Source organism: Bacteroidota bacterium (genome assembly GCA_016715945.1).
In the GTDB taxonomy this organism is placed as follows: domain Bacteria; phylum Bacteroidota; class Bacteroidia; order Bacteroidales; family F082; genus JALNZU01.
Genome location: JADJXJ010000001.1, coordinates 1,248,044 through 1,268,702, shown reverse-complemented (window position 1 = coordinate 1,268,702; position 20,659 = coordinate 1,248,044). Strand labels below are relative to the sequence as shown.

At 50.8% G+C, this 20,659-nt stretch carries 15 protein-coding genes; 13 read left to right on the top strand and 2 right to left on the bottom strand.

The annotated features are described in order from the left end of the window. The first annotated feature begins 23 nt into the window (after nt 1–23). The 10 genes from IPM52_04825 (at nt 24) to IPM52_04780 (ending at nt 8,410) form a co-directional block, all read left to right on the top strand. On the top strand, nt 24–590 hold the full coding sequence (locus IPM52_04825) for an OmpH family outer membrane protein (GenBank protein MBK9290930.1): 567 nt from the start codon (nt 24–26) through the stop codon (nt 588–590). Nucleotides 591–669: 79 nt separating this feature from the next. Next, complete coding sequence (locus IPM52_04820; GenBank protein MBK9290929.1) at nt 670–1,191, top strand: OmpH family outer membrane protein; 522 nt, start codon at nt 670–672, stop codon at nt 1,189–1,191. Between the two features lie 272 nt (nt 1,192–1,463). Continuing rightward, complete coding sequence (locus tag IPM52_04815) at nt 1,464–2,315, top strand: ATP phosphoribosyltransferase (GenBank protein ID MBK9290928.1); 852 nt, start codon at nt 1,464–1,466, stop codon at nt 2,313–2,315. Nucleotides 2,316–2,326: 11 nt separating this feature from the next. Beyond that, nucleotides 2,327–3,607, top strand: coding sequence for a histidinol dehydrogenase (gene hisD, locus IPM52_04810; GenBank protein ID MBK9290927.1), 1,281 nt, complete (start codon nt 2,327–2,329; stop codon nt 3,605–3,607). An 18-nt stretch (nt 3,608–3,625) separates the two neighbouring features. Continuing rightward, nucleotides 3,626–4,645 carry a histidinol-phosphate transaminase gene (gene hisC / locus IPM52_04805; GenBank protein ID MBK9290926.1) on the top strand — a complete coding sequence of 340 codons (1,020 nt, stop codon included), beginning with the start codon at nt 3,626–3,628 and terminating at the stop codon, nt 4,643–4,645. Then, complete coding sequence (gene hisB / locus IPM52_04800; GenBank protein MBK9290925.1) at nt 4,645–5,757, top strand: bifunctional histidinol-phosphatase/imidazoleglycerol-phosphate dehydratase HisB; 1,113 nt, start codon at nt 4,645–4,647, stop codon at nt 5,755–5,757. The genes hisC and hisB overlap by 1 nt, the downstream gene beginning before the upstream one ends. After that, nucleotides 5,754–6,326, top strand: coding sequence for an imidazole glycerol phosphate synthase subunit HisH (hisH, locus tag IPM52_04795; GenBank protein MBK9290924.1), 573 nt, complete (start codon nt 5,754–5,756; stop codon nt 6,324–6,326). The genes hisB and hisH overlap by 4 nt, the downstream gene beginning before the upstream one ends. Further along, nucleotides 6,323–7,060, top strand: a complete 738-nt coding sequence (locus tag IPM52_04790) for a 1-(5-phosphoribosyl)-5-[(5-phosphoribosylamino)methylideneamino] imidazole-4-carboxamide isomerase (protein MBK9290923.1) — start codon at nt 6,323–6,325, stop codon at nt 7,058–7,060. The genes hisH and IPM52_04790 overlap by 4 nt, the downstream gene beginning before the upstream one ends. Beyond that, nucleotides 7,050–7,805: an imidazole glycerol phosphate synthase subunit HisF gene (gene hisF, locus IPM52_04785; GenBank protein ID MBK9290922.1), complete on the top strand. Its 756-nt coding sequence runs from the start codon at nt 7,050–7,052 to the stop codon at nt 7,803–7,805. Before IPM52_04790 ends, hisF begins: the two co-directional genes overlap by 11 nt. Further along, nucleotides 7,784–8,410, top strand: a complete 627-nt coding sequence (locus IPM52_04780) for a bifunctional phosphoribosyl-AMP cyclohydrolase/phosphoribosyl-ATP diphosphatase HisIE (protein MBK9290921.1) — start codon at nt 7,784–7,786, stop codon at nt 8,408–8,410. The genes hisF and IPM52_04780 overlap by 22 nt, the downstream gene beginning before the upstream one ends. 3 nt (nt 8,411–8,413) lie before the next feature. On the opposite strand, the gene rmuC is transcribed toward IPM52_04780, so the two are convergent. Beyond that, nucleotides 8,414–9,532 (bottom strand): DNA recombination protein RmuC, encoded by a 1,119-nt coding sequence (gene rmuC / locus IPM52_04775; GenBank protein MBK9290920.1) that lies wholly within the window; start codon nt 9,530–9,532, stop codon nt 8,414–8,416. Nucleotides 9,533–10,161: 629 nt separating this feature from the next. On the opposite strand from rmuC, the gene IPM52_04770 reads away from it, so the two are divergent. Continuing rightward, nucleotides 10,162–10,872, top strand: coding sequence for a YebC/PmpR family DNA-binding transcriptional regulator (locus IPM52_04770; protein ID MBK9290919.1), 711 nt, complete (start codon nt 10,162–10,164; stop codon nt 10,870–10,872). 33 nt (nt 10,873–10,905) lie between these two features. Here the strand turns inward: IPM52_04770 and IPM52_04765 are convergent, their stop codons facing one another. Beyond that, nucleotides 10,906–18,183, bottom strand: a complete 7,278-nt coding sequence (locus IPM52_04765) for a gliding motility-associated C-terminal domain-containing protein (GenBank protein ID MBK9290918.1) — start codon at nt 18,181–18,183, stop codon at nt 10,906–10,908. 343 nt (nt 18,184–18,526) lie between these two features. Between IPM52_04765 and IPM52_04760 the strand changes: the two genes are divergently transcribed. Next, on the top strand, nt 18,527–19,042 hold the full coding sequence (locus tag IPM52_04760; protein ID MBK9290917.1) for a hypothetical protein: 516 nt from the start codon (nt 18,527–18,529) through the stop codon (nt 19,040–19,042). A gap of 174 nt (nt 19,043–19,216) precedes the next feature. Then, nucleotides 19,217–20,557: a magnesium transporter gene (mgtE, locus tag IPM52_04755; GenBank protein ID MBK9290916.1), complete on the top strand. Its 1,341-nt coding sequence runs from the start codon at nt 19,217–19,219 to the stop codon at nt 20,555–20,557. Nucleotides 20,558–20,659: the final 102 nt, after the last annotated feature.

The following is a 20,659-nucleotide window of genomic DNA, read 5'->3' as shown; positions in this document are numbered from 1 at the left end:
TAAACTGTTAAATCCTAAAAGTCATGAAAGCAAAAACCCTAATCGCGATTATTTTCCTCAGCCTGATAAGCACCGGTTTAATGGCTCAGCTCCAAAACCAGCGCTTTGCATTTGTTGACACCGAATATATCCTCAACAACATTCCCGAATACAAAGATGCCCAGGAGGAACTCAATACCCTGTCGCAGCGATGGGAAAAGGAAGTCAAAGCCCTTTTCGATAAGGTGGAGGAAATGTACAAAGCCTATCAGACCGAAGCAGTGTTGCTGCCGCAAGACCTGAAAAGAAAAAGAGAAGAGGATATTCTGAAAAAAGAGCGCGAAGCCAAAGACCTGCAGCTGAAATATTTCGGACCGGAAGGCGACTTGTTTAAAAAGCGCAACGAACTGGTCAGCCCGATTCAGGAAAAGATTTTCAACGCCATGCAGGAAATTGCCGAAACACGCAACTATGCCTTCATCTTCGATAAAGCTGCCGGCGCCGTCCTGCTTTATGCCAGTCCACGGTTCGATATCAGCGACGAAGTGCTCGACGAAGTCGGGAAAGTGATGCAAATCACCCGTCGCGAAGACCGCAGCGGTAAACGTTAAAGCTTCTTAAGCAGCAAGAATGCGGTATAAAAAGCCCGAAAAAGTTTAATTTTGCCCCATTAAATCCATCAATTTGCAAATGAAAAATTTAGTTAAACCTTTTTATCTCATTGGTCTGGTACTGCTGATGTCGTGTGCTCAGGCCCAAACCCCTGCCGTCAAAATCGGTCATGTGGACTCGAATGTGCTGATGAATCAGATGCCTGAACGCGCAGATGTGGAAAAACAATTGGAAGATTACCAAAAGCAACTCGAAGGCGAGCTGCGGACAATGATGACAGAGTACCAGAAAAAGGTTACTGATTACCAAAACACTGTGTCCACTATGTCGAACCTCATCCGCCAGTCGAAGGAAAAAGAAATCACCGACCTGCAAACCCGCATTCAGGATTTCCAGCAGAATGCCGAGGAAGAATATGCCGACAAACGCATCGAACTGTTGAAGCCCATCGTGGATAAAATCAAGAAAGCCATCGAAGATGTAGGCAAAGAACACAATTACACCTATATTATCGATGCCTCTACCGGAGTTCTGCTCTACACCGGTGCCAATGCAGATGACATCACCGACAAAGTGAAGGCAAAACTTGGAATAAAATAGAAATCGGAAGTGTCTGATTATGAAGCGGAACCATAATTAGTTCCGCTTTTTTTGTTTTTTTTCCGGACATAATTGGTAGTGCTATGCCGAATATGTGTAGTTTTGCCCCAAAATACATCGCAATGATCATTATCAACAGGCATATGATGCAGCATCATTTTGGCGTTCCAGGCCGAAGGTGAAGCTGTGTACCTGTTACAACAGATATTATTGTCAAACCCGACGCCTGGACCCCTAAGTCCGGGCGTTTTTTTTAACTCAAAACAACTGAAATGCTAAAAATTGCTGTACAAAAAAGTGGCAGGCTCAATGAAGGCTCGCTCAGCTTATTGAAAGATTGTGGTATTGTGGTTGAAAACGGCACCGATAAGCTCAAAGCTGAGGCTACGGGCTTTCCGCTGGAAGTTATCTTTTTGCGCAATTCCGACATTCCGGAATATGTGCAGGACGGGGTGGTGCACTGCGGCATTATTGGCGAAAATGTGCTTGTGGAGAGCATGGCCAGGGTGGAGGTGGTCCAGAAACTTGGATTCTCGCGTTGCCGGCTGAGCATCGCAGTGCCCAAAGAAGTTACTTTTACCGGTCCTGGCTGGCTGCAAGGCAAACGGATCGCCACATCTTACCCCAATTCGCTGCGGGCATACCTGAATGCAAACAACATCCAGGCAGAAACCCACCTGATCAACGGCTCGGTAGAGATTGCACCTTCGCTCGGACTTGCTGACGCAGTGTGCGATCTGGTGAGTTCGGGCAATACCTTGTTTAGCAATGGTTTAAAAGAGGTGGAGGTTTTGCTTCGTTCCGAGGCGATACTTGTGGCCTCGCACAACCTGAGCCATGAAGCACGCAGCCTGCTCGAAAAACTGCTGTTCAGAATTCAGGCGGTGCTCAATGCAAGAAAATATAGTTATGTGTTGCTCAACTGCCCGGAGGAAAAGATTGAAGATATCATTGCCATCCTGCCGGGTATGAAAAGCCCGACCATCATGCCGCTGGCACAAAAAGGATGGTACTCGTTGCACTCAGTGGTGCACGAAAACGATTTCTGGAACCATATCGATGCCCTGAAAGCCAACGGGGCCGAAGGTATCCTGATTATACCCATTGAAAAGATGATTTACTAAAACCAAAAGCCATGCTGAAGACCATTTATTATCCCGAACCGGCTGTGTGGCCCGAACTTTGTCGCCGGCCACAACTCAACAGTGAGGATCTTTGGAACCTGATGACCGAGATTTTCGAACAGGTTTCGATGTTTGGGGATCAGGCAGTGCGTCGTTTTGTGGGATTGTACGAGGGTGTGCAGCTCGACACACTCGAAGTGCCTCAGGATCAATTTGAAAAGGCTGGTCAGAATCTTTCAGAGGCATTGAAGGAAGCCATTCTGAAGGCCAGGAAGAACATAGATACCTTCCACCGGTACACCATGATTGAGCCGCCCGTGGTGGAGACCATGCCCGGGATTCGCTGCTGGATCAGGAAAAAGCCTGTAAACCGTGTGGGGCTGTATGTGCCCGGTGGCAGCGCCCCATTGTTCAGTACCGTACTCATGCTGGCTGTACCGGCAGCCATTGCAGGTTGCAGCGAGGTGATTTTGTGTACCCCTGCTGGAAAAGACGGCAAGGTGAATGAGGCGGTGCTTTTTGCAGCCCGCGAAGCGGGTGTGCAGCGGGTTTTTGCTGTTGGAGGCGCGCAGGCCATCGCAGCTATGGCCGTTGGTACGGAATCGATACCAAAGGTGGATAAAATCTTCGGCCCTGGCAATCAGTACGTAACCGCTGCCAAGCAATTTGCCAGCCGGTCGCATTGCGCCATTGATATGCCGGCAGGTCCTTCGGAAGTGCTGGTAATAGCCGACGTAAGCGCCAGACCTGAATACGTGGCAGCCGACTTGCTGTCGCAGGCCGAACATGGCGCCGACAGCCAGGTGATCCTGGTGACCGACAGCATGCGGGTAGTTGACGAAGTGAACAAAGCCCTTGAAAATCAGCTTACTACCCTGCCTCGTGCCGATATAGCAAGCCAGGCCCTGTCGAATAGCCTGACCATACTGCTCCGCAGCACAGACGAGGCCATACGTTTTTCGAACCTATATGCGCCTGAACATCTGATCCTGGCCACAGCCGACGCGGAAAGCCTGGCCGAAAAAGTAGTGCATGCCGGTTCGGTATTCGTTGGGCACTTCAGCCCCGAAAGCGCAGGCGATTATGCCTCGGGTACCAATCACACCCTGCCTACCTATGGTTTTGCCCGTGCAATGGGCGGGCTCACCATCGACAGCTTCCTCAAACCTGTGTCTTTTCAGCAACTTACGCGTGAGGGACTGAGCGCCCTGGCTCCGGTGATTACTGAAATGGCCAGTGCCGAAAAACTGGAGGCGCATCGCAAGGCTGTGGAAATCAGGTTGAAAGCTTAGTCTGAAATCGGATGTGTGATGATTGAAAGCTATTTCAGGGAACATATCACCCGATTGGTGCCATACAGCACGGCGAGAGATGAGTACAAGGGACCTCCGGGTACGTTTCTCGATGCCAATGAAAATCCTTTTGGCAACGGACTCAACCGATATCCCGATCCACGGCAGACAGCCCTTCGCGAAACCATTGCACAGCTCAAAGGCGTGCACAGCAGCAAGGTATTTGTTTCGAGTGGAAGCGATGAGGTTATTGATCTGCTGATCAGATTGTTTTGTGAGCCGCGAAAGGATAAGGTGCTCATCCTGCCCCCGACTTATGGCATGTATGCCGTGGCCGCTTCGGTGCACAATGTGGATGTGGAAGAGATTGTGCTCGGCGCTGATTTTCAGCCTGATGTGGAAAGAATAATTCAGTCGGGTGCCAAAATCCTTTTCCTGTGCTCGCCCAATAACCCCACAGGCAACCTGATGAGCCGCGAGTACGTCGAAACTATCCTGCAGCAGTTTGGGGGGATGGTGGTAGTGGATGAAGCCTACGTAGATTTTTCGCCTGAAGGTTCCTTCCTTCCTTTGCTCGAATCCTTTCCACAACTGATTGTGATGCAGACTTTTTCAAAAGCCTTCGGATTGGCAGCCGCCAGGGTCGGAATGGCTTTTGCTGCACCTGCTGTGATCAAAGCGCTGGATACCATCAAGTTGCCTTACAATCTGGGAAATCCTTCGGCAAAAGCTGCGTTGGCAGCGCTGAGCAGAAGGGAGCAGGTTTTGCGCAAAGTGGAAAAAATCATCAGATACCGTGATCAGCTTGCCTCGCAACTGATTGAACTGCATTGCGTGGTTCGGGTGTATCCTTCCGATGCAAACTTTTTGTTGGTTCAGTTTGTTGATGCGTCTGCAGTTTTCACCCATTTGCTGAATCACGGCATCATCGTCCGCGATCGTTCGCGACAGCCGCTGCTTGAGGGCTGCCTTAGGATCAGCATAGGTACCGGCAAGGAAAACAAAAAGTTACTTAATGTGTTGAAAATGATAGGATAATGCAGAAAGTACTGTTCATCGACAGGGATGGCACCCTGATTCACGAGCCTCCCGACGACTGGCAGGTTGATTGCTGGGAAAAGTTTGTGTTCATTCCGGGGGTGATTACCTGGTTAGGAAAAATTGCCCGCGAATTGGACTACAAACTTGTGATGGTGACCAACCAGGATGGGCTCGGCACCCCTATCTGGCCGGAGGAAAAATTCTGGCCGATACACAATCGCATGCTCGAGATATTTGAAAACGAGGGCATTGAGTTCGAAGATGTGTTTATTGACCGCAGCTTCGAGCACCAGCAACTACCCAGCCGGAAACCAGGTACTGCCATGCTCACCAAATACCTCAAAGGCAGGCACGACCTGGAAAACAGTTTTGTGATCGGCGACCGCATCACCGACGTCCAACTGGCCAAAAACCTCGGCAGCAAAGCCGTCTTTTTCAATAATTCAGAGTTGTTGCCTGCTGAACTTGAGGAAGTTGCCCTGCTTAAAACCACCAGCTGGAAATCGGTTTATGAACTGCTCAGGATGCTTCCGCGCAAAACCAAAGTCAGGCGTTATACCCATGAAACCAAAATTGAGCTTACGTTCGATCCCGATGGAAACGGATTGTTCGCTGTGAATACTGGCATTGGTTTTTTTGACCATATGCTTGCCCAGATTGCCCGTCATGGTAATTGTGATTTGATAATCAATGCTTTGGGCGATCTTCATGTGGATGTGCATCACACTGTAGAAGATGTCGGGATTTCGTTGGGGATGGCGCTCAGGGAGGCTGCAGGAAAAAAATCGGGTTTGCAGCGCTATGGTTTTGCCTTGCCGATGGATGAAGCTTCGGCCATGGTGCTGATAGATTTTGCCGGAAGGAGCTACCTGAAATGGGAAGTAAACTGCGCGGAATCGTCAGCCGGCGGGATTTCATTTGTCATGTGGGAGCATTTCTTCGGTTCGCTGGCGCAACATGCCGCAATCAACCTACATGTGAAAGCTGAGGGGCGCGACGGACATCATACCATCGAATCGGTATTCAAGGCGTTTGCCCGGGCTATGCAAATGGCATTCAGGCGCGATGCCACTTTAACTGATCTGCCAAGCACCAAAGGAATCCTATGAGCCGGGTGGCAATCATCGATTATGGCGCCGGAAACCTGACCAGCCTCAGGTATGCCCTGCACCGATGTGGCATATCCGATGTGGTTGTCACTTCCAAAGAGAAACTGATTCGTTCGGCCGACAGGATCATTTTTCCGGGGGTTGGTCACGCCCGCTATGCCATGGATCGCCTGACAGAAACCGGCCTGCACAAAGTGATCCCGGAGCTTGATCAGCCTGTTTTGGGAATATGTCTGGGAATGCAGCTGATGTGTCGTTATTCAGAAGAAGGACAGGTGGAAGGATTGGGAATCTTTTCTGCGGAGGTGAAGCGTTTCGGGCAGCCCCTCAAGGTGCCGCACATGGGATGGAATCTGGTGAAATATACTGAAAACCAGACATATATCCCTGAATACTATTATTTTGTGCATGGCTATTATGCTGAGGTCTGCCGCGAAACAGTGGCAACATGCGATTACGGACATTTATTTTCGGCAGTGCTCGGTCGGGATAATTTTCTGGGCTGCCAGTTTCATCCCGAAAAGAGCGGACCTGCCGGTGAATTTTTCTTAAAACGTTTTCTATCATGAATATCAAAGTCATTCCGGCTATTGACCTGATTGGCGGACGTTGTGTGCGCCTTCACAAAGGCCGTTTCGAGGAGCTAACCACCTACGATGTGCCTGTGCATGAGATGTTTTCGCTCATTGCCGGGGCCGGATTCAAACGTGTACATGTCGTTGACCTCGACGGGGCGCGCATTGGTGAACCCTTGCAGCTCGAGCTGATTGCCGGCTTGTCGAAGCAATTTGGCCTCGAAGTACAATCCGGTGGTGGTTACCGCAATATACATCAGGTGGCGCGTGCCCTCGATCTGGGCATTAGTGCTGTAATCATTGGATCAGCAGCCGTAAGAAACCCTCAGTTCTTCACCCAGTGCCTCGAAAGATTCGGCAGCGACCGCATCATTCTGGCAGCCGATGTGGATGGTAATCAGGTCAAGGTTTCGGCCTGGGAAGAGGAGAGCGGGCAAACGCTGGAGAAATTGCTGGAGACATTTGTCCCTCAAGGACTTATATATGTGCTTATTACTGATATACAGCGCGATGGCACCATGAAGGGACCTGCAACAGTGCTTTACGGCGACCTTCAGGCAAGATATCCAGGCCTCGAAATCATTGCCAGTGGTGGCGTGGGTCAACTCACTCACCTCGAATTGCTGGCCGAAGCCGGCATCCGTGCTGTGGTGCTCGGAAAGGCGCTCTACGAGAATAAGTTGACTCTTGAACAACTGAGTGGGATCAATAAGGCTTATGCTGGCTAAACGCATCATTCCCTGCCTCGATGTCAAAGACGGACGCACCGTAAAAGGTATCAACTTTGTGGACCTGGCTGATGCCGGTGATCCTGTGGCGCTGGCAAGTCAGTATTCGCTTGAAGGCGCCGACGAGTTGCTGTTTCTCGATATCACAGCCAGCCACGAAAAGCGCAAAACCCTGGTTGAGCTGGTGGACAGGGTGGCACAGGCCATCAACATTCCTTTTACGGTTGGTGGTGGGGTTGCGCAGGTTGAGGATGCTTATGCGCTTTTGCAGGCCGGAGCCGACAAGGTTAGTATAAACTCAGCTGCCGTGAAAAGTCCTTCACTCATTGGTGAGATCGCACAACGCTTTGGTTCTCAGTGTGTCGTGCTGGCCATTGATGCCCGGCAGGATCAAGCTGGTAAATGGGAGGTTTTTATCAACGGGGGGAGAATCCCAACCGGAAAGGATTTGTTTGAATGGGCAAAAGAGGGCCAGGAACGTGGTGCCGGTGAAATCCTGTTTACCAGCATGAACCACGATGGCACGCGCAAGGGCTTTGCCAACGAAGCGCTGGCCAGGCTTGGCCAAATGCTTTCTATTCCTGTGATTGCCTCGGGAGGCGCAGGCCATATGCAACACTTTGCCGACGCTTTCCTGGTGGGCAAGGCCGATGCAGCCCTGGCCGCCTCAGTTTTTCATTATGGCCTGATTTCTATACCTGAATTGAAAAAATATCTTAAATCATGCTCGATATCAATACGTTAGATTTTGAGAAGTCGAATGGTCTGCTGCCGGCGGTCGTTCAGGACAGCACTACACTTCAGGTGCTGATGCTGGGATACATGAATCGTGAGGCCTTGCAGCGTACGAAAGAAACCGGCAGGGTCTGGTTCTTTAGCCGTTCGAAAAACCGCCTTTGGGAGAAAGGCGAAACCTCTGGCAATTATTTGAATGTGAAGGAAATAAGCGTGGACTGCGACCAGGATACACTGCTCCTGCAGGTGGTTCCCGAAGGGCCGGTTTGCCACCGCGGAACAACCAGCTGCTTTGATGAGGAGATAAGGGCTGCTGGTCCGGATTTTTTGTATCAGCTCGAGGCCATCATACGTCAAAGGGCAGGGGAGGACAGCTCGGTTTCTTACACCCGTAAGCTGCTCGACCGGGGCCTTGACCGCATGGCACAAAAAGTTGGCGAAGAGGCCGTTGAGGTTGTGATTTCAGCCAAGAATGATGATCTTCAGTTACTTAAAGGCGAGATGGCCGACCTGCTTTATCACCTTATGGTGCTCATGTACGCCAAAGGCATACGCCTGAGTGAAGTCAGCGAGGTGTTGAGGCAGCGCCACAAAGCGCGCACTTCGGCGCAATAGGGTTTATTCTTCCTCGAAAAGTTCGTCGGTAGCCAGCAAGGCGGTATCGGGCAGAGGTAATGCTTCGACACTGCGCAATTTCCGTTGTATGGCCCTGGTGCGTTTACCCACCAGAACATCAATGTCGTTGCCGGCTCCTTCAATTTTCTTTTTGGCTTTTTCGAGGATTTCGCCAAAGTTGTTGAACTCTGTTTTTACCTCGCCCAGTATTTTCCACACCTCACTGCTTCGTTGCTGGATGGCCAGGGTTTTGAATCCCATCTGGAGGCTGTTGAGTATGGCCGCCAAAGTGGCCGGTCCGGTAACAATGACGCGGTATTTCGACTGTAGTTCGCCGGTCAGGGCGGGATTGCGCACCACTTCGGCATACAGGCCTTCGATGGGCAGAAACATGATGGCAAAATCGGTAGTAAAGGGCGGGTCGAGGTATTTATTGCTGATGTCGGCAGCAAATTTGCGTATGGCTGCCGTAAGCGCTTTGGATGATTCTTCGATTTGTTGCGGGTTTGCTTCTTCGTATGCAGTCTGAAGCCTGTTGAAGTCCTCGAGCGGAAACTTGGCGTCGATGGGCAGATACACCGGCTGGTCGCCGTTTTCGCGTCCAGGAAGCCGTATGGCAAATTCCACGTGGTCGTTGCTGCTGCGTTTGGTTTTCACACTGGCTTCGTACTGTTCCGGTGCCAGGATCTGCTCCAGAATGGCCGAAAGCTGATACTCGCCCACAATACCTTTGGTTTTCACGTTCGACAGCACCCTTTTCAGGCCTCCCACATCCTGGGCAAGGGTTTGCATTTCGCCCAGGCCTTTCTGCACACTTTCGAGTTGCTTGCTCACCAGCTCGAACGACTGTCCGAGGCGGGTTTCGAGGGTCTTCTGCAGTTTCTCGTCCACAGTTTCGCGCATCTTTTCCAGTTTCAGTTCCGTGCTTTGGATCAGCTCGCCTTGTTTGCGTTCGAGGTCGGCAAACTTTTGCCTTTGCAATTCGTTGAAATCCTTGACGTTGGCTGTAAACTGTTCCTGGAATTCCTTCAATACCCTGGCCATGCTGTCGCGTCCTTCCTGGGCATTGCGGTTGAGTTGTTCCGCAAGTTGCGAGAGTTTTTCGTCGAGCTTTTGTTGCATGGCTTCGAGGCGCCGTTCGCCCGCAACAGCCTGTTCTTGTTGTTTTTGTGTGAGCTCGCCCAGTTGCTGGCGCAAGGTGAGTCCGATGCGGTCGAAGCTTTTACCGAGTTCTTCCCGGTTTTCCCTGGCACTCTGGCCTGTGGCTTCGGCAAGTTGTCCGAGTTTCTCCTCATTGGTGCGGGCCAGCACCTGAATGGCCTGGCTTTGCTGTTCCTGCATCAACCGGAGCTGTTCCAGCTGATGTTGGTTGATGGCCCTGAGGTTATCGTTAAAGCTCTTGCTGAACTCGGTCAGGTTGCGCGACAGTTCTTCCCGGTTTGTGCGCAGATGTTCATTGATCTGATTTTCCATTCGCGCCAGCCCCTTGTCGAGCAGCTCGAGCCGGGTTTCGAGTCGGGCAAGTTTATCGCTGTCCTGTTTACCGCCACGCAGCAGAATCAACACAATGGCTGCAACTACCAACAATAATGTTATGAGCGAGATGGGATCCATAATATTTTTCTTTTTGGGCTGCAAAGGTCATAAGCAGCTGCGACAGTTTATGTCGTCGTCTTTAAGTTTGACCTTGTGGCCGATGTTCCTTAATTTTGCAGCCCTAAATTACATCTTAACTTCAACACCTGATACATATGGGCAGAGCTTTTGAATACCGCCGCGCGGCCAAGGAAAAACGTTGGGACAAAATGTCGAAGGTATTCCCCAAACTGGGGAAACTGATCACCATTGCAGCCAAGGAAGGTGGTCCTGATCCCGAACTGAACCCCAGATTGCGCAATGCCATCCTGAATGCCAAGGCCGAAAACATGCCCAAGGATAATATTGAAGCTGCCATAAAACGCGCTCTGGGCAAAGATGCCGACACAATGGTAGAGGTGGTTTATGAAGGCAAAGGACCGCATGGCGTGCTGATGTACGTGGAATGCGCCACCGACAATACCACCCGCACCGTGGCCAATGTGAAATCATATTTCAACAAGGTGGGTGGATCGCTTGTGCCCAATGGCTCGCTCGAGTTCATGTTTAGCCGCAAAGCTGTTTTTGAATTCAAACCAAAACCCGGAGTTGATCTGGAAGAGCTTGAACTACAGCTGATTGATGCAGGTCTGGAGGAAATCGAGCAGCACGAAGATGTCATTTACGCCTATGCCGACTACAAGGACTTTGGCAACCTGCACCATGCACTGGAGGAACTGGGTATGGAAATCATCAAGGCCAACCTGCAGCGTTTTCCGGTTACCCCTGTGGAGTTTACTGAAGAACAAAGGGCTGATATCGAGCGGCTGATCGACCGCATTGAGGAGGACGATGACGTGCAGGCTGTTTATACCAATATGGCCTGAAACATAATACATTAACATTGAGGAAAGGGGGCGCTAACGCAACAAGGTGAGCGTCCCTTTTTTCGTGCTTTCAAACGGCCCATCCAGGCCCATGGCAGAATATTGGATAACCCAGATGTAAGTGCCGGCAGGGGCTGCCTGACCGTTGTACCTGCCATCCCAGCCTTGGTTATGGTCGGAAGTTTCGAAAACCATTGCCCCCCAGCGGTTGAAAATCTTTAGATGGTACGAAAGCGGCACAGCTTGTCCGAAGTATGGCTTAAAGGTTTGATTTTCAACAATAGGTGAGTCGGGTCGGAATGCGTTGGGAACCGGGAGTTCAGCCTCGCAAGGCAATACGATGAGCGTGGTACTGGCGGTGGTTTCGCAACCAAAATTGTTAATGGCTGTGAGTTGGTAATTTCCTTCATGGTTCCACAAAGTTTGCCCGAAACTGAGGTAAGCCGACTGGCTGTTGCCGCCGCCGGGTATGGTCCAGTTCAGAAGGGTGTAGTCCCCTTCAATTGATGGCTTGATTTCCAGTGGCTTGCCCAGGCACTGCCGGTAAGTGTCGGGCATGGTGATTTCGGGCGCAGGCCAGATGGTCGCCTGCCCATTCAGGAAATTGGCCGGCGCCACAGCCTGATGCTGTGTCTGAATGGCCGAAACAGCTTCCCATTTCAATATGCTGCTGCCTGCGGCCAATGCAACGAAATTCAGATACATCATGGTGCCACCACCTGGCATGTGGATGCCATTGGAGTTTTCGATCAATATGCGGAAGCCTCCTTGAAAGTTTGTGATAGTTGTATTGGCTGAGGCAAATACCGTATGAATCTGAGAAGGGCCATTAAACTGCAGGAGCTTGTCGTCGTATTTCATCTCGAGCATGAGGCGTGTTACGCCCGCGAAACCATCCGTTGACACTGGCACTGGAAGGGTATTTCCCTTGCAACCGCTTGCCTGACCGGCACTGATATTCACGGGAAGTGATTCAATATCAATGGTCTGACTTGTGATGCATCCATTGGCATCGCGTACGTAGAGGGTCAACCCGCCCTGTGGCAGGTTGGAAAAGATGGGCGAAGACTGCCAGTCTATTTCGTTCACAGAGTAAGATAAAGGCTCAGCTCCGCTGGCCTGAATGTGCACGCTGGCATTGTTGAATCCATTGGAGGCCGGAACCTGCATCACGTCGGTAATTACCGGACCGGTTTCAGTTTCAATTACAACTTCCTGGGTGGCCTGACAGCCGTAGATATCCTCGATCCGAACGACATAGCTGCCGGGTAACACAGCAGTGAAGTTGCCCGATTCCTGCCATTCGGTATGATTATCAATGCGATATTTATATGGGGGCTTTCCCTGTATGCCCGTTGCTGCAATGGCACCTTCACTGCCGTTGCATCCGGCATTGGTTTTCTCGAGGTGCAGGTCCAGGTTTTCCGAAACATGCATCAGCACAATTTCTGAGGCTGTCTGGGGCGGACTGGCACAGGCGTAATCCGACAGCAGCACGCATTGCACCTGGTCTTCGTCAGCAGGTTGATAGCTGAAAGTAGCTTGATTTCCAAGTAGTTGACCGTTGACGCTCCACGAATAAACAGGGTTGTTGCCTCCATGCTGAATCGTGGATTCAAAATTGACCGTAGTACCCTGGCAGACCTCTTGTTGCTGGGCGCTGATGCTAATCTGGGGAACCAGCACGGGCAGCGCCTCGACCCATAGAACTTCAGAACTCACCTGCAAGGGCAGGGCACAGTTCACCGAACTGGTCAATACACATCGAATTTGCTGAGTTCCGACTGCTGTTATTGTTAACTGCGGACTGTTTTCGCCTGTTATCTGGCCGTCAACAAACCACTGATACACATCTGCCAGACCAGCTTGATTCACTAAAGCAGTAATTATGACTTCGTCACCTTCGCAATAAGTAGTTTGGGTGGTTTCAATCGAGATTGCAGGTTCAAACACCGGTTCAACCACCATCACAAGCTCAGGCGATGTGGCCGAAGGCTGGCTCAAACATTGCTCGGATGAAACCATCTCGCAATGCACAACATCCATGTTTTCAGGGGTGTAGATTAATTCCGGGCCATTGCCGGGTTGAAGGTTTCCGTTCACAAACCAGTTGTACTGAGGTGTCGATCCGCCATTTACAGCTAAAGCGCTAAATGATACTGCGTTGCCTGCGCATACCTGACTGGCCGACGCCTGGATGTTGACCTCAGGCGTCAGCAGCGGATTTACGTGAATGCTCAGGGTATCGGAATAAACTACTGAGGGCTGCGCGCAGGCCAGGCTGGAAGTGAGCCGGTAATAGATATGATCGTTGTGCTGCGGAATAATAGACAAAGTGAGACCAGAACCCGCAGGGCTTTCGTTGACAAACCACTCGATGAGCGCCTGTTCGCCACCTCCGGTGAAAACTGCGGTGAACACGGCCGTGCTTTGCTCGCAAACCTGGGTGCTGTTGGTTTGCACTTGTGCCACAGGCTCCACAATGCTGCTCACCCCAAAGCTGATGCTGTTGGAAGTGACCACAACCGGTTCGGCACAACGGGCCGACGAGACCATCTGGCAATACACCAGATCGCCATCGGCAGGCACATAGGTCAAAGTTGGATTATTGGCGCCGCTCAATGGCGAACCATTTACAAACCACTGAAAAACAGGTTGTTGTCCGGGATTTTCTGCCGCAGCTTCAAGGATTGCTTCCTGTCCGGAACAAAGTTGATTGGCCGGTGTGCTGATACTGATCGTGGGCACAACATTCGGGAGCACGGTTATTGTAACAGTTTGCGAGAATGCCGTCGGACTTGCCACACAGGCCAAAGATGAAGTGGCCAGCAGATAAATCTGGTAGTTGCCGGGAGCAGGTGCAAACCAGTTGAGCTCCGGGCCCGTTTGTCCAAGATGGTTGTTGTTGATCATCCACTGATAGGTGGGAGCATTGCCGGAGTTGATGAAATTGGAACTGATCTGAATGGGCTGCAGAAAACAAACGGTATCACTTTGCGGGCTGATGCTTACCAAAGGTTGAACAGCCTGGGTCACATTCACAACAAGAGGCTCAGACAGGACGGTACCGGGTTGTGCACAGGCCTCTGAGCTTTGCATTTGGCATTGCACCACATCGTTGTTTGATGGCATATAGCTGAAAGTATGGCTGTTGATACCTTGTGCCACACCATTGACCAGCCAGTCGTAAGTGGGCAAACTGCCTTGACCGCTCTGCGACTGAACCTGGAACACAGCTGTCTCGCCCTGGCATACGGCTCCGTCAGGCCCGGAAATTTGCACCTGTGGAACAATCAGGTCGCTCACCGTGATTTCTATCTGAGCGCAAGCACTTGGAGGGCATAAACCGGACTGGTAACGGGCGAAAAAGTTGGCGCTTTGTTGTGGAGGATTGATAATCAATGGATTTGCGTTACCAACGGGATTTTCTCCACAGTTGCCCTCAAACCAAACCAATTGTTGGCCGGCACCACCCTGTGCAGTCAGGACGATAGGTTCCGTGGTGTTCGGACAAATCTGCGTTTGGCTGGCGGTAATGATTTCGGGTGCCATCGGCATAGGATCTACTTCAAGGCCGAGTGGTTCGGATAAGGCAGGAGAGTTCACCACACATTGAGCCGACGAAATGAGTTCCACCTGCCAGATGTCGCCGGGTAGTGCGGATATAACTAAATGGTTTACAGATGTGTTCTGAAAAAGGTTGCCGTTTCTGAACCATCTGTACTCCGGGGATTGGCCGGCATTTGCCGGCATGGCAGTGAGCACGACTTCCGTATTCTCGCACATTGCAGTCTGCGAAGCAGAAACCTGCACGGAAGCCTCCACCTGAGGCATCACTTCTACTGCCAGGATGTTGGATAATACCGGATTCTGAAAAGTACAGCTGAGCGATGAGCTAAACTCAAGACTTACCTGGTATTGTCCGGGCTGAGTGAATGTGTATGTCAGATCCGGACTGTTTCCCGCTGGGTTACCATTGATGTACCATTGGTAACCAGGGGCTATTCCGCCGTTCGATGTGCTGGACATAAACTCAATACTGCTGCCCTGACATATGGGTGCGGTGTATTGGGGTGACGAAATAATGGCCGAAACCATGACATTGGGACTGACTTCCAGCGTGATACTGTTGGATACAACCGTGGGTACGGAAGCGCATGCAGCATTTGAGCTGAGCACGCAATCCACCAGATCGCCGTTGGCGGGATTGTGATGAGTGAATGTAGGCTGGTTCCCAGCCGGCTGGCCATTTACCCGCCATAGAAAAGCCGGATTGTCGCCGCCGCCCGTGATGGCTGCTTCGAAGCTCACCGGTGTGCCTTCGCAAACCTGGCTCTGACCTGTCGTTATGCTGATAGAAGGATCAACTTGTTGGGTTACGTTGATCTGAAGGACATTTGAGTTTTCGTATGGGACAGCCGGACATTGCACATCGGGGATCAGGCTGCAATACACGCTGAAGCTGCCCGAAGCCTGTATGCTGAAAGTGTTTTGTGTTGCACCGGTGGCAGCCACGCCATTCACAAACCATTGAAATTGCGGGTTTGCCCCACCTCCCGCCATTTCGGTTATAGTAAAATGCACCAGGCTGCCGGCACAAACTTCGGTGCTGCTTGTGCCAATCCGAATTGCTGGTATGATCAATGGGCTGACATTCAAAACGATCGTGTTCGATACCACCTGGTTTGGGCTGGCACAAAATGCATCGCTGATGAGCTGGCATTGCACCGCATCACCATTTTGCCAGGCTTCGGCAGCATAGACCGGGGCATTGTCGCCTACCGGCTGTCCGTTTTTAAACCATTGATAAACAGGGTTCTGACCTGGATGGTTGGCTTCGGCAACAAAAGTTACTGTTTCGTTTTCGCAAATACTGGTCTCGTTGGCTGCGATGTTGATGGTCGGAGCAACGGGAGGAGCAACCTCGATGGTCACACTTTGGCAAGGGCTTTCGCCGCAGCCGGGGGTCTCCCAGCGCGCATAATATGTGGTAGTTTGCGTTGGGGGCGGTATGTCGAGATCTGTACCCGAACCAATATAATTGCCTCCGCAACTCCCTTCGTACCAGCGAAGTTCCACACCGGAACCTCCAAAAGCTGTCAGTGTGATCTGCGCTCCGAAATTGCTGCAAATGTTGGTATGCGATGCCGTGGCAAATGACGGGGCAATGGCCTCCGGAGGCACGGTCACAAGCACAGGACCCGCGCTTGCATTGGACGATGCCAGACAAAAGGCATCGGTCTGGTATTGCACCCCCACTTGATCTCCGTCCTGCGGATTCAGCAGCGTGTAGCCGGGGTTGTTGCTACCGACCAGCTGACCATTGTGAAACCATTGAAAAATATTGTTAGAACCTAGGTGCGAAGGTGTGGCGGTGAAGGTGATGCTTTGTCCGGGGCAGGTTTGAGGCGTTTGTGGTGCAACTGAAACCGAAAGCTGCTGGAGAGGCAAAAATGTGATTATGACAAAATCAGGTGGAGAACAGTTATCAAAGTTCCAGGAAAACATATAGGACCCATATTCCGAAACTGTAACGGTTGAATTAGGGTACGTGTTATCTGAGAATACAGCAATACTCGCTCCATCAACCTGAGACCAGAATGCCTGACCGGCTATTGGAGCATTGCCTTGCAATGTGGTTGACAGCGTATTGCAGATCTGGCGATCAGGTCCCGCATAGGGCAGCGGGTTGATGAAAATCTGCTTGCTCGCCACCGGATTACCCGTACACGAGCTGTTATCCACAGTGTAGTATAAGGTGAAAGTGCCTGGTTGTAATGGAGTTACAACTCCCTGGCTGTTCACCTGGGCTATAGATGCGTTGCTCACCGACCATATCCCTCCGGTCGTGCCATTGCTTTCATATGTGGCTGTCTGGTTGAGGCAGATGACATCCTGGCCCAGAATAGTTCCGGGATTGCACGGATTGGCAGTCACTGTAATCTGAACCGGAGGAGCGCTGGCAGGGGCTGCGCAGGGCAGGCTCGACTGCAAGGTGGCTGTTACAGTGGCTGTGGCAGTGAAAGTCCATGAAAATGTCAATGAGCTGCCGCTCTGTCTTTGAATCCCGTCCACATACCACGTGATGGTGGGATTGTTGCCGGGATTGATCAGGCTTGCAGTAAACGTAACCTGTGTCCCGGGGAGGATATTGTAACTGCTTGCAGTGATGGATATTGAAGCGTCGGGAACCGGATTTGCAGCGCTTGCAGCAGCAAAAGCAGTTTCGTTGTAGGCCCTCCCACGGGTAGGTCCGCTGCCCTGGTCAATTTCATCAGGTCCGTACCGGAAAGCATAGACGCGATAATAGTATTGCCCACCGCATGGGATGGGGTTACCAGACAGATTGTCTGTAAAAGTGGTATTTTGGCTGCCATTGATCAGAGCAACCACAGTGGCGCTACCTACCTGGCTTCCAACGCCATGAATTACGCCATCCTGCGGAGCCTGAAAAGAATTTGTTGCACTGCGAAGCACCATATATCCGTGGACATTGTCGGTTGGATAGCTGTCGGTGAGGCTGTTCCAACTCAGGTTAACCTGATGGTTCTGGGCATTATACGAAGCAGTAAGCGTTGGGTTGATCCAATCAGGTTGACGCAGGCTGCGCCAGAAAGATGCATTTGGTCCACTTGTGCCTTGGTTCGGAAAACCTGGCAGGTTTTTGGTCCCTTTCTGGGTATAAGTCAAGCCGTTGATTGGGCTTAAGAATCCGTACTGATCCAGATTGGCGCCGGGAACCACCATTACGGCTTCTTTATTTGACGAGGTAAGGTTTGCCCTGTGATTGAGTTTGGGTTTAGGCAGGGCAGACCAGTAATTGAAATTTGTGGTGGTATCAGCACGGTGGCCCAGGGCGTGCACATGGGCGCCTGAGGCGTTGCGTATCTGTATCATATCCCCGTTGATGGCCAGGCTCATGGAAGCCAGGGGCATCGAGCCTCCGCCTTCTTCATATTCGAAATATTCGGTGTTCTCGAGCGACAAGGCAATGTGACCGTCGCTCTTGCCGGTATTCAGCTGATTGGCAAAAGCGCTTCCCGGAGCTGGGTTCCGGTGAAAAAGTACAATAATGGTGCCCCTGCGCATGTGATTCCAGAAATCAATATTCCTGAACCGTACAAAAGGTTGCCAGTTGCCTGCTGTGCTGTTGTCCCTGATCGTAAAGCCACGCAGGTCTGTATTGTCTTGCAATACAATAAGTTCCGTCCATTCCTCGGCATCTATGTTCGAATCCCGGTAGCTGTTGATCACTACGGGAGGTGTCTGGGCAATCAGGGGCACAAACTGCCATAACATTAAAAACAACATAAACGCACAACGAATGCGCGTGGGCGGTGGCACGGAAATGACCTCTCGGGAGGGTTTATGGCAACAGTGCATTATAAAACAGATAAGCCCGCTAAAGCTGATTAACAACTACTTTGAAGCGATGCAAATGTAAAGCTTCCTGTTTTTCAATTCAAATCGGGTTGCAAACTGTATGCTAAATCAGTAAACTTCCTTGTGGGCTAATCATGTGTGAGGATGTCATTATGCTTTTTTTACTTTTTACACCTGTCAACAATTTTTTTTAAAAATTCCTTAACGTTCTGATATGCAACTGCTTTTTGTTGCAAGCAATCTAAAGGGCAGGTACAAAAAGGCAATTCAGATGAGTCTCAGATCCGGTTTGCTGAAAAGCTTGCTTGTTGTGGTGGCGTTCAGGCTGACCGGCCCTGCCCCCGGAGACCATAAGCTTTATTGTGCCATTGACCGACCCGGTTTCAGTATTCCAGCGCCCGAAGTAGCGGCACAAATTGACTACCTTACGAACAACCGTTCCTTTTACTTCTACAACGATTCCGTTCATGTTAAATTCACTTTCCGCAACGGCATGTATGCTGTTAGCTTTACCAATTTTTCGTTGAATACCAATAAGTGGTTTTCCGGCTCCTATGCCATTGTGCACGACCCTATCAGAAACTGTTCAGGTATGGTGCTTTACCATACGACGGCCCAGAGGCTTAAAAATATGGAGACCTTAAGTGCCGAAAGGAAGTTTCTGGATTTCAATATTTTTCTTGCTGTGCAAACCGAAACATGGCCCGGGAATAATCAAGCTACTGCATACTCCGGCCGCGAGAAAGCTATGCTCAAGGGCTTTCACACATTTGTGCCCCGCAAATAAAAATCATTCCCAGCCAAAACTTAATTTGGCAGGTCACCCAAATGGCCTAATTTTGTAGCCTGTTTTAAAAAATCAGTTATGGATAGCGACCCTTATCCCGCGCGTTTTGATTGTCTAACCCGGCTGTAAGGGGCTATCTGGCTTCCTTGCAGTCCAAAAAAAGGAGGCCAGTTTATGGTAACTGTTGCACGTGACTTTTCTGAACTGATCCGTCGAAAAGACTGGAAGGTATTGAAAATCAGCATCGACAGGATGGATGCTGTTGACATTGCCGATCTCATTGAGTACCTGCCCGAGGATGATGTAGTAGTGGTTTTTCGCCTGCTCAACCGAAGCCAGGCCAAGGAAGTATTTCAGCTGCTTTCGCACGAGAAGCAGCAAGACATCATTGAGGGTCTTGCCCACAAAAACAGAAAGCTCAAAGACCTGCTCAACGACATCGAACCCGACGACCGCACGGCCTTTTTCGAAGAATTACCGGGCAATGTGCTGCAGCCCCTGATCCAGATGCTTTCGCCCGAAGAGCGTAAAACAGCCGTCCAGTTGCTTGGTTATCCCGACGATAGTGTCGGCAGGCTTATGACGCCCGAATATGTGGCGTTGCGACCGGAGTGGACCATAGAGCGCGCGTTTTCACATATCCGGCAGTACGGGCGCAATTCGGAAACCCTCAATGTGGTGTATGTGGTTGATGGCAACTGGCGCCTGCTGGATGACATCAAAATAAAGCAACTCATCCTTGCCCGGCCCGATCAAACGGTCAGCGAGCTCATGGACTACCGTTTTGTGGCCCTGAAGCCTACGGATGACCAGGAAACGGCTGCACAAACCTTTCGTGATTACGACAGGGTGGCACTGCCCGTAATTAACGATGAGGGTGTGCTGCTGGGCATCGTTACAGTGGACGACATCATGGACGTTGTGGAAGAGGAAACCACCGAGGACTTCCATAAGTTTGGTTCGCTGGGTGACGATATCGGCAATCCGCTTCGTCAGTCGTTGGCTTTGCTCTACAAAAAACGCATCGTATGGCTTGTGGCGCTTGTTTTTATGAATGTTTTCAGTGGTGCCGCAATTGCAAGTTTTGAGGATGTCATTCAGTCGATGGTTTCGCTGGTATTTTTTCTGCCCTTGCTCATCGACAGCGGAGGCAATGCCGGTTCGCAATCGGCCACACTGATGATCCGCTCATTGGCGGTGGGTGATGTGGAACTGTCCGACTGGTACAAACTCATAGGAAAAGAAGTCATGGTTTCGTTTATGCTGGGCCTTACCATGGCAGTGGGCGTTGCAGCCGTGGCCAGCTTTCGTGCTCCGGAAATCATTGTTATTGTGGCCCTGACGATGGTGCTTGTTGTGATGAGCGGAAGTGTGATCGGGATGTTGTTGCCGTTTATTTTCACACGTTTTAAAGTTGACCCTGCCACGGCCAGCGCCCCTCTGATTACCTCCATCGCCGATATCACAGGTGTAATCATCTATTTCTCAGTGGCAAACTGGTATCTGGGCCTTTGAGCATTGACGGGTGATTTTTTTCATGCTTGTGCCCCCTGACGGGGTACAATCCCCATTTGATGTGCAAAAAAATGGTCGCTTACGAAAGTTTTCTTCCATCTA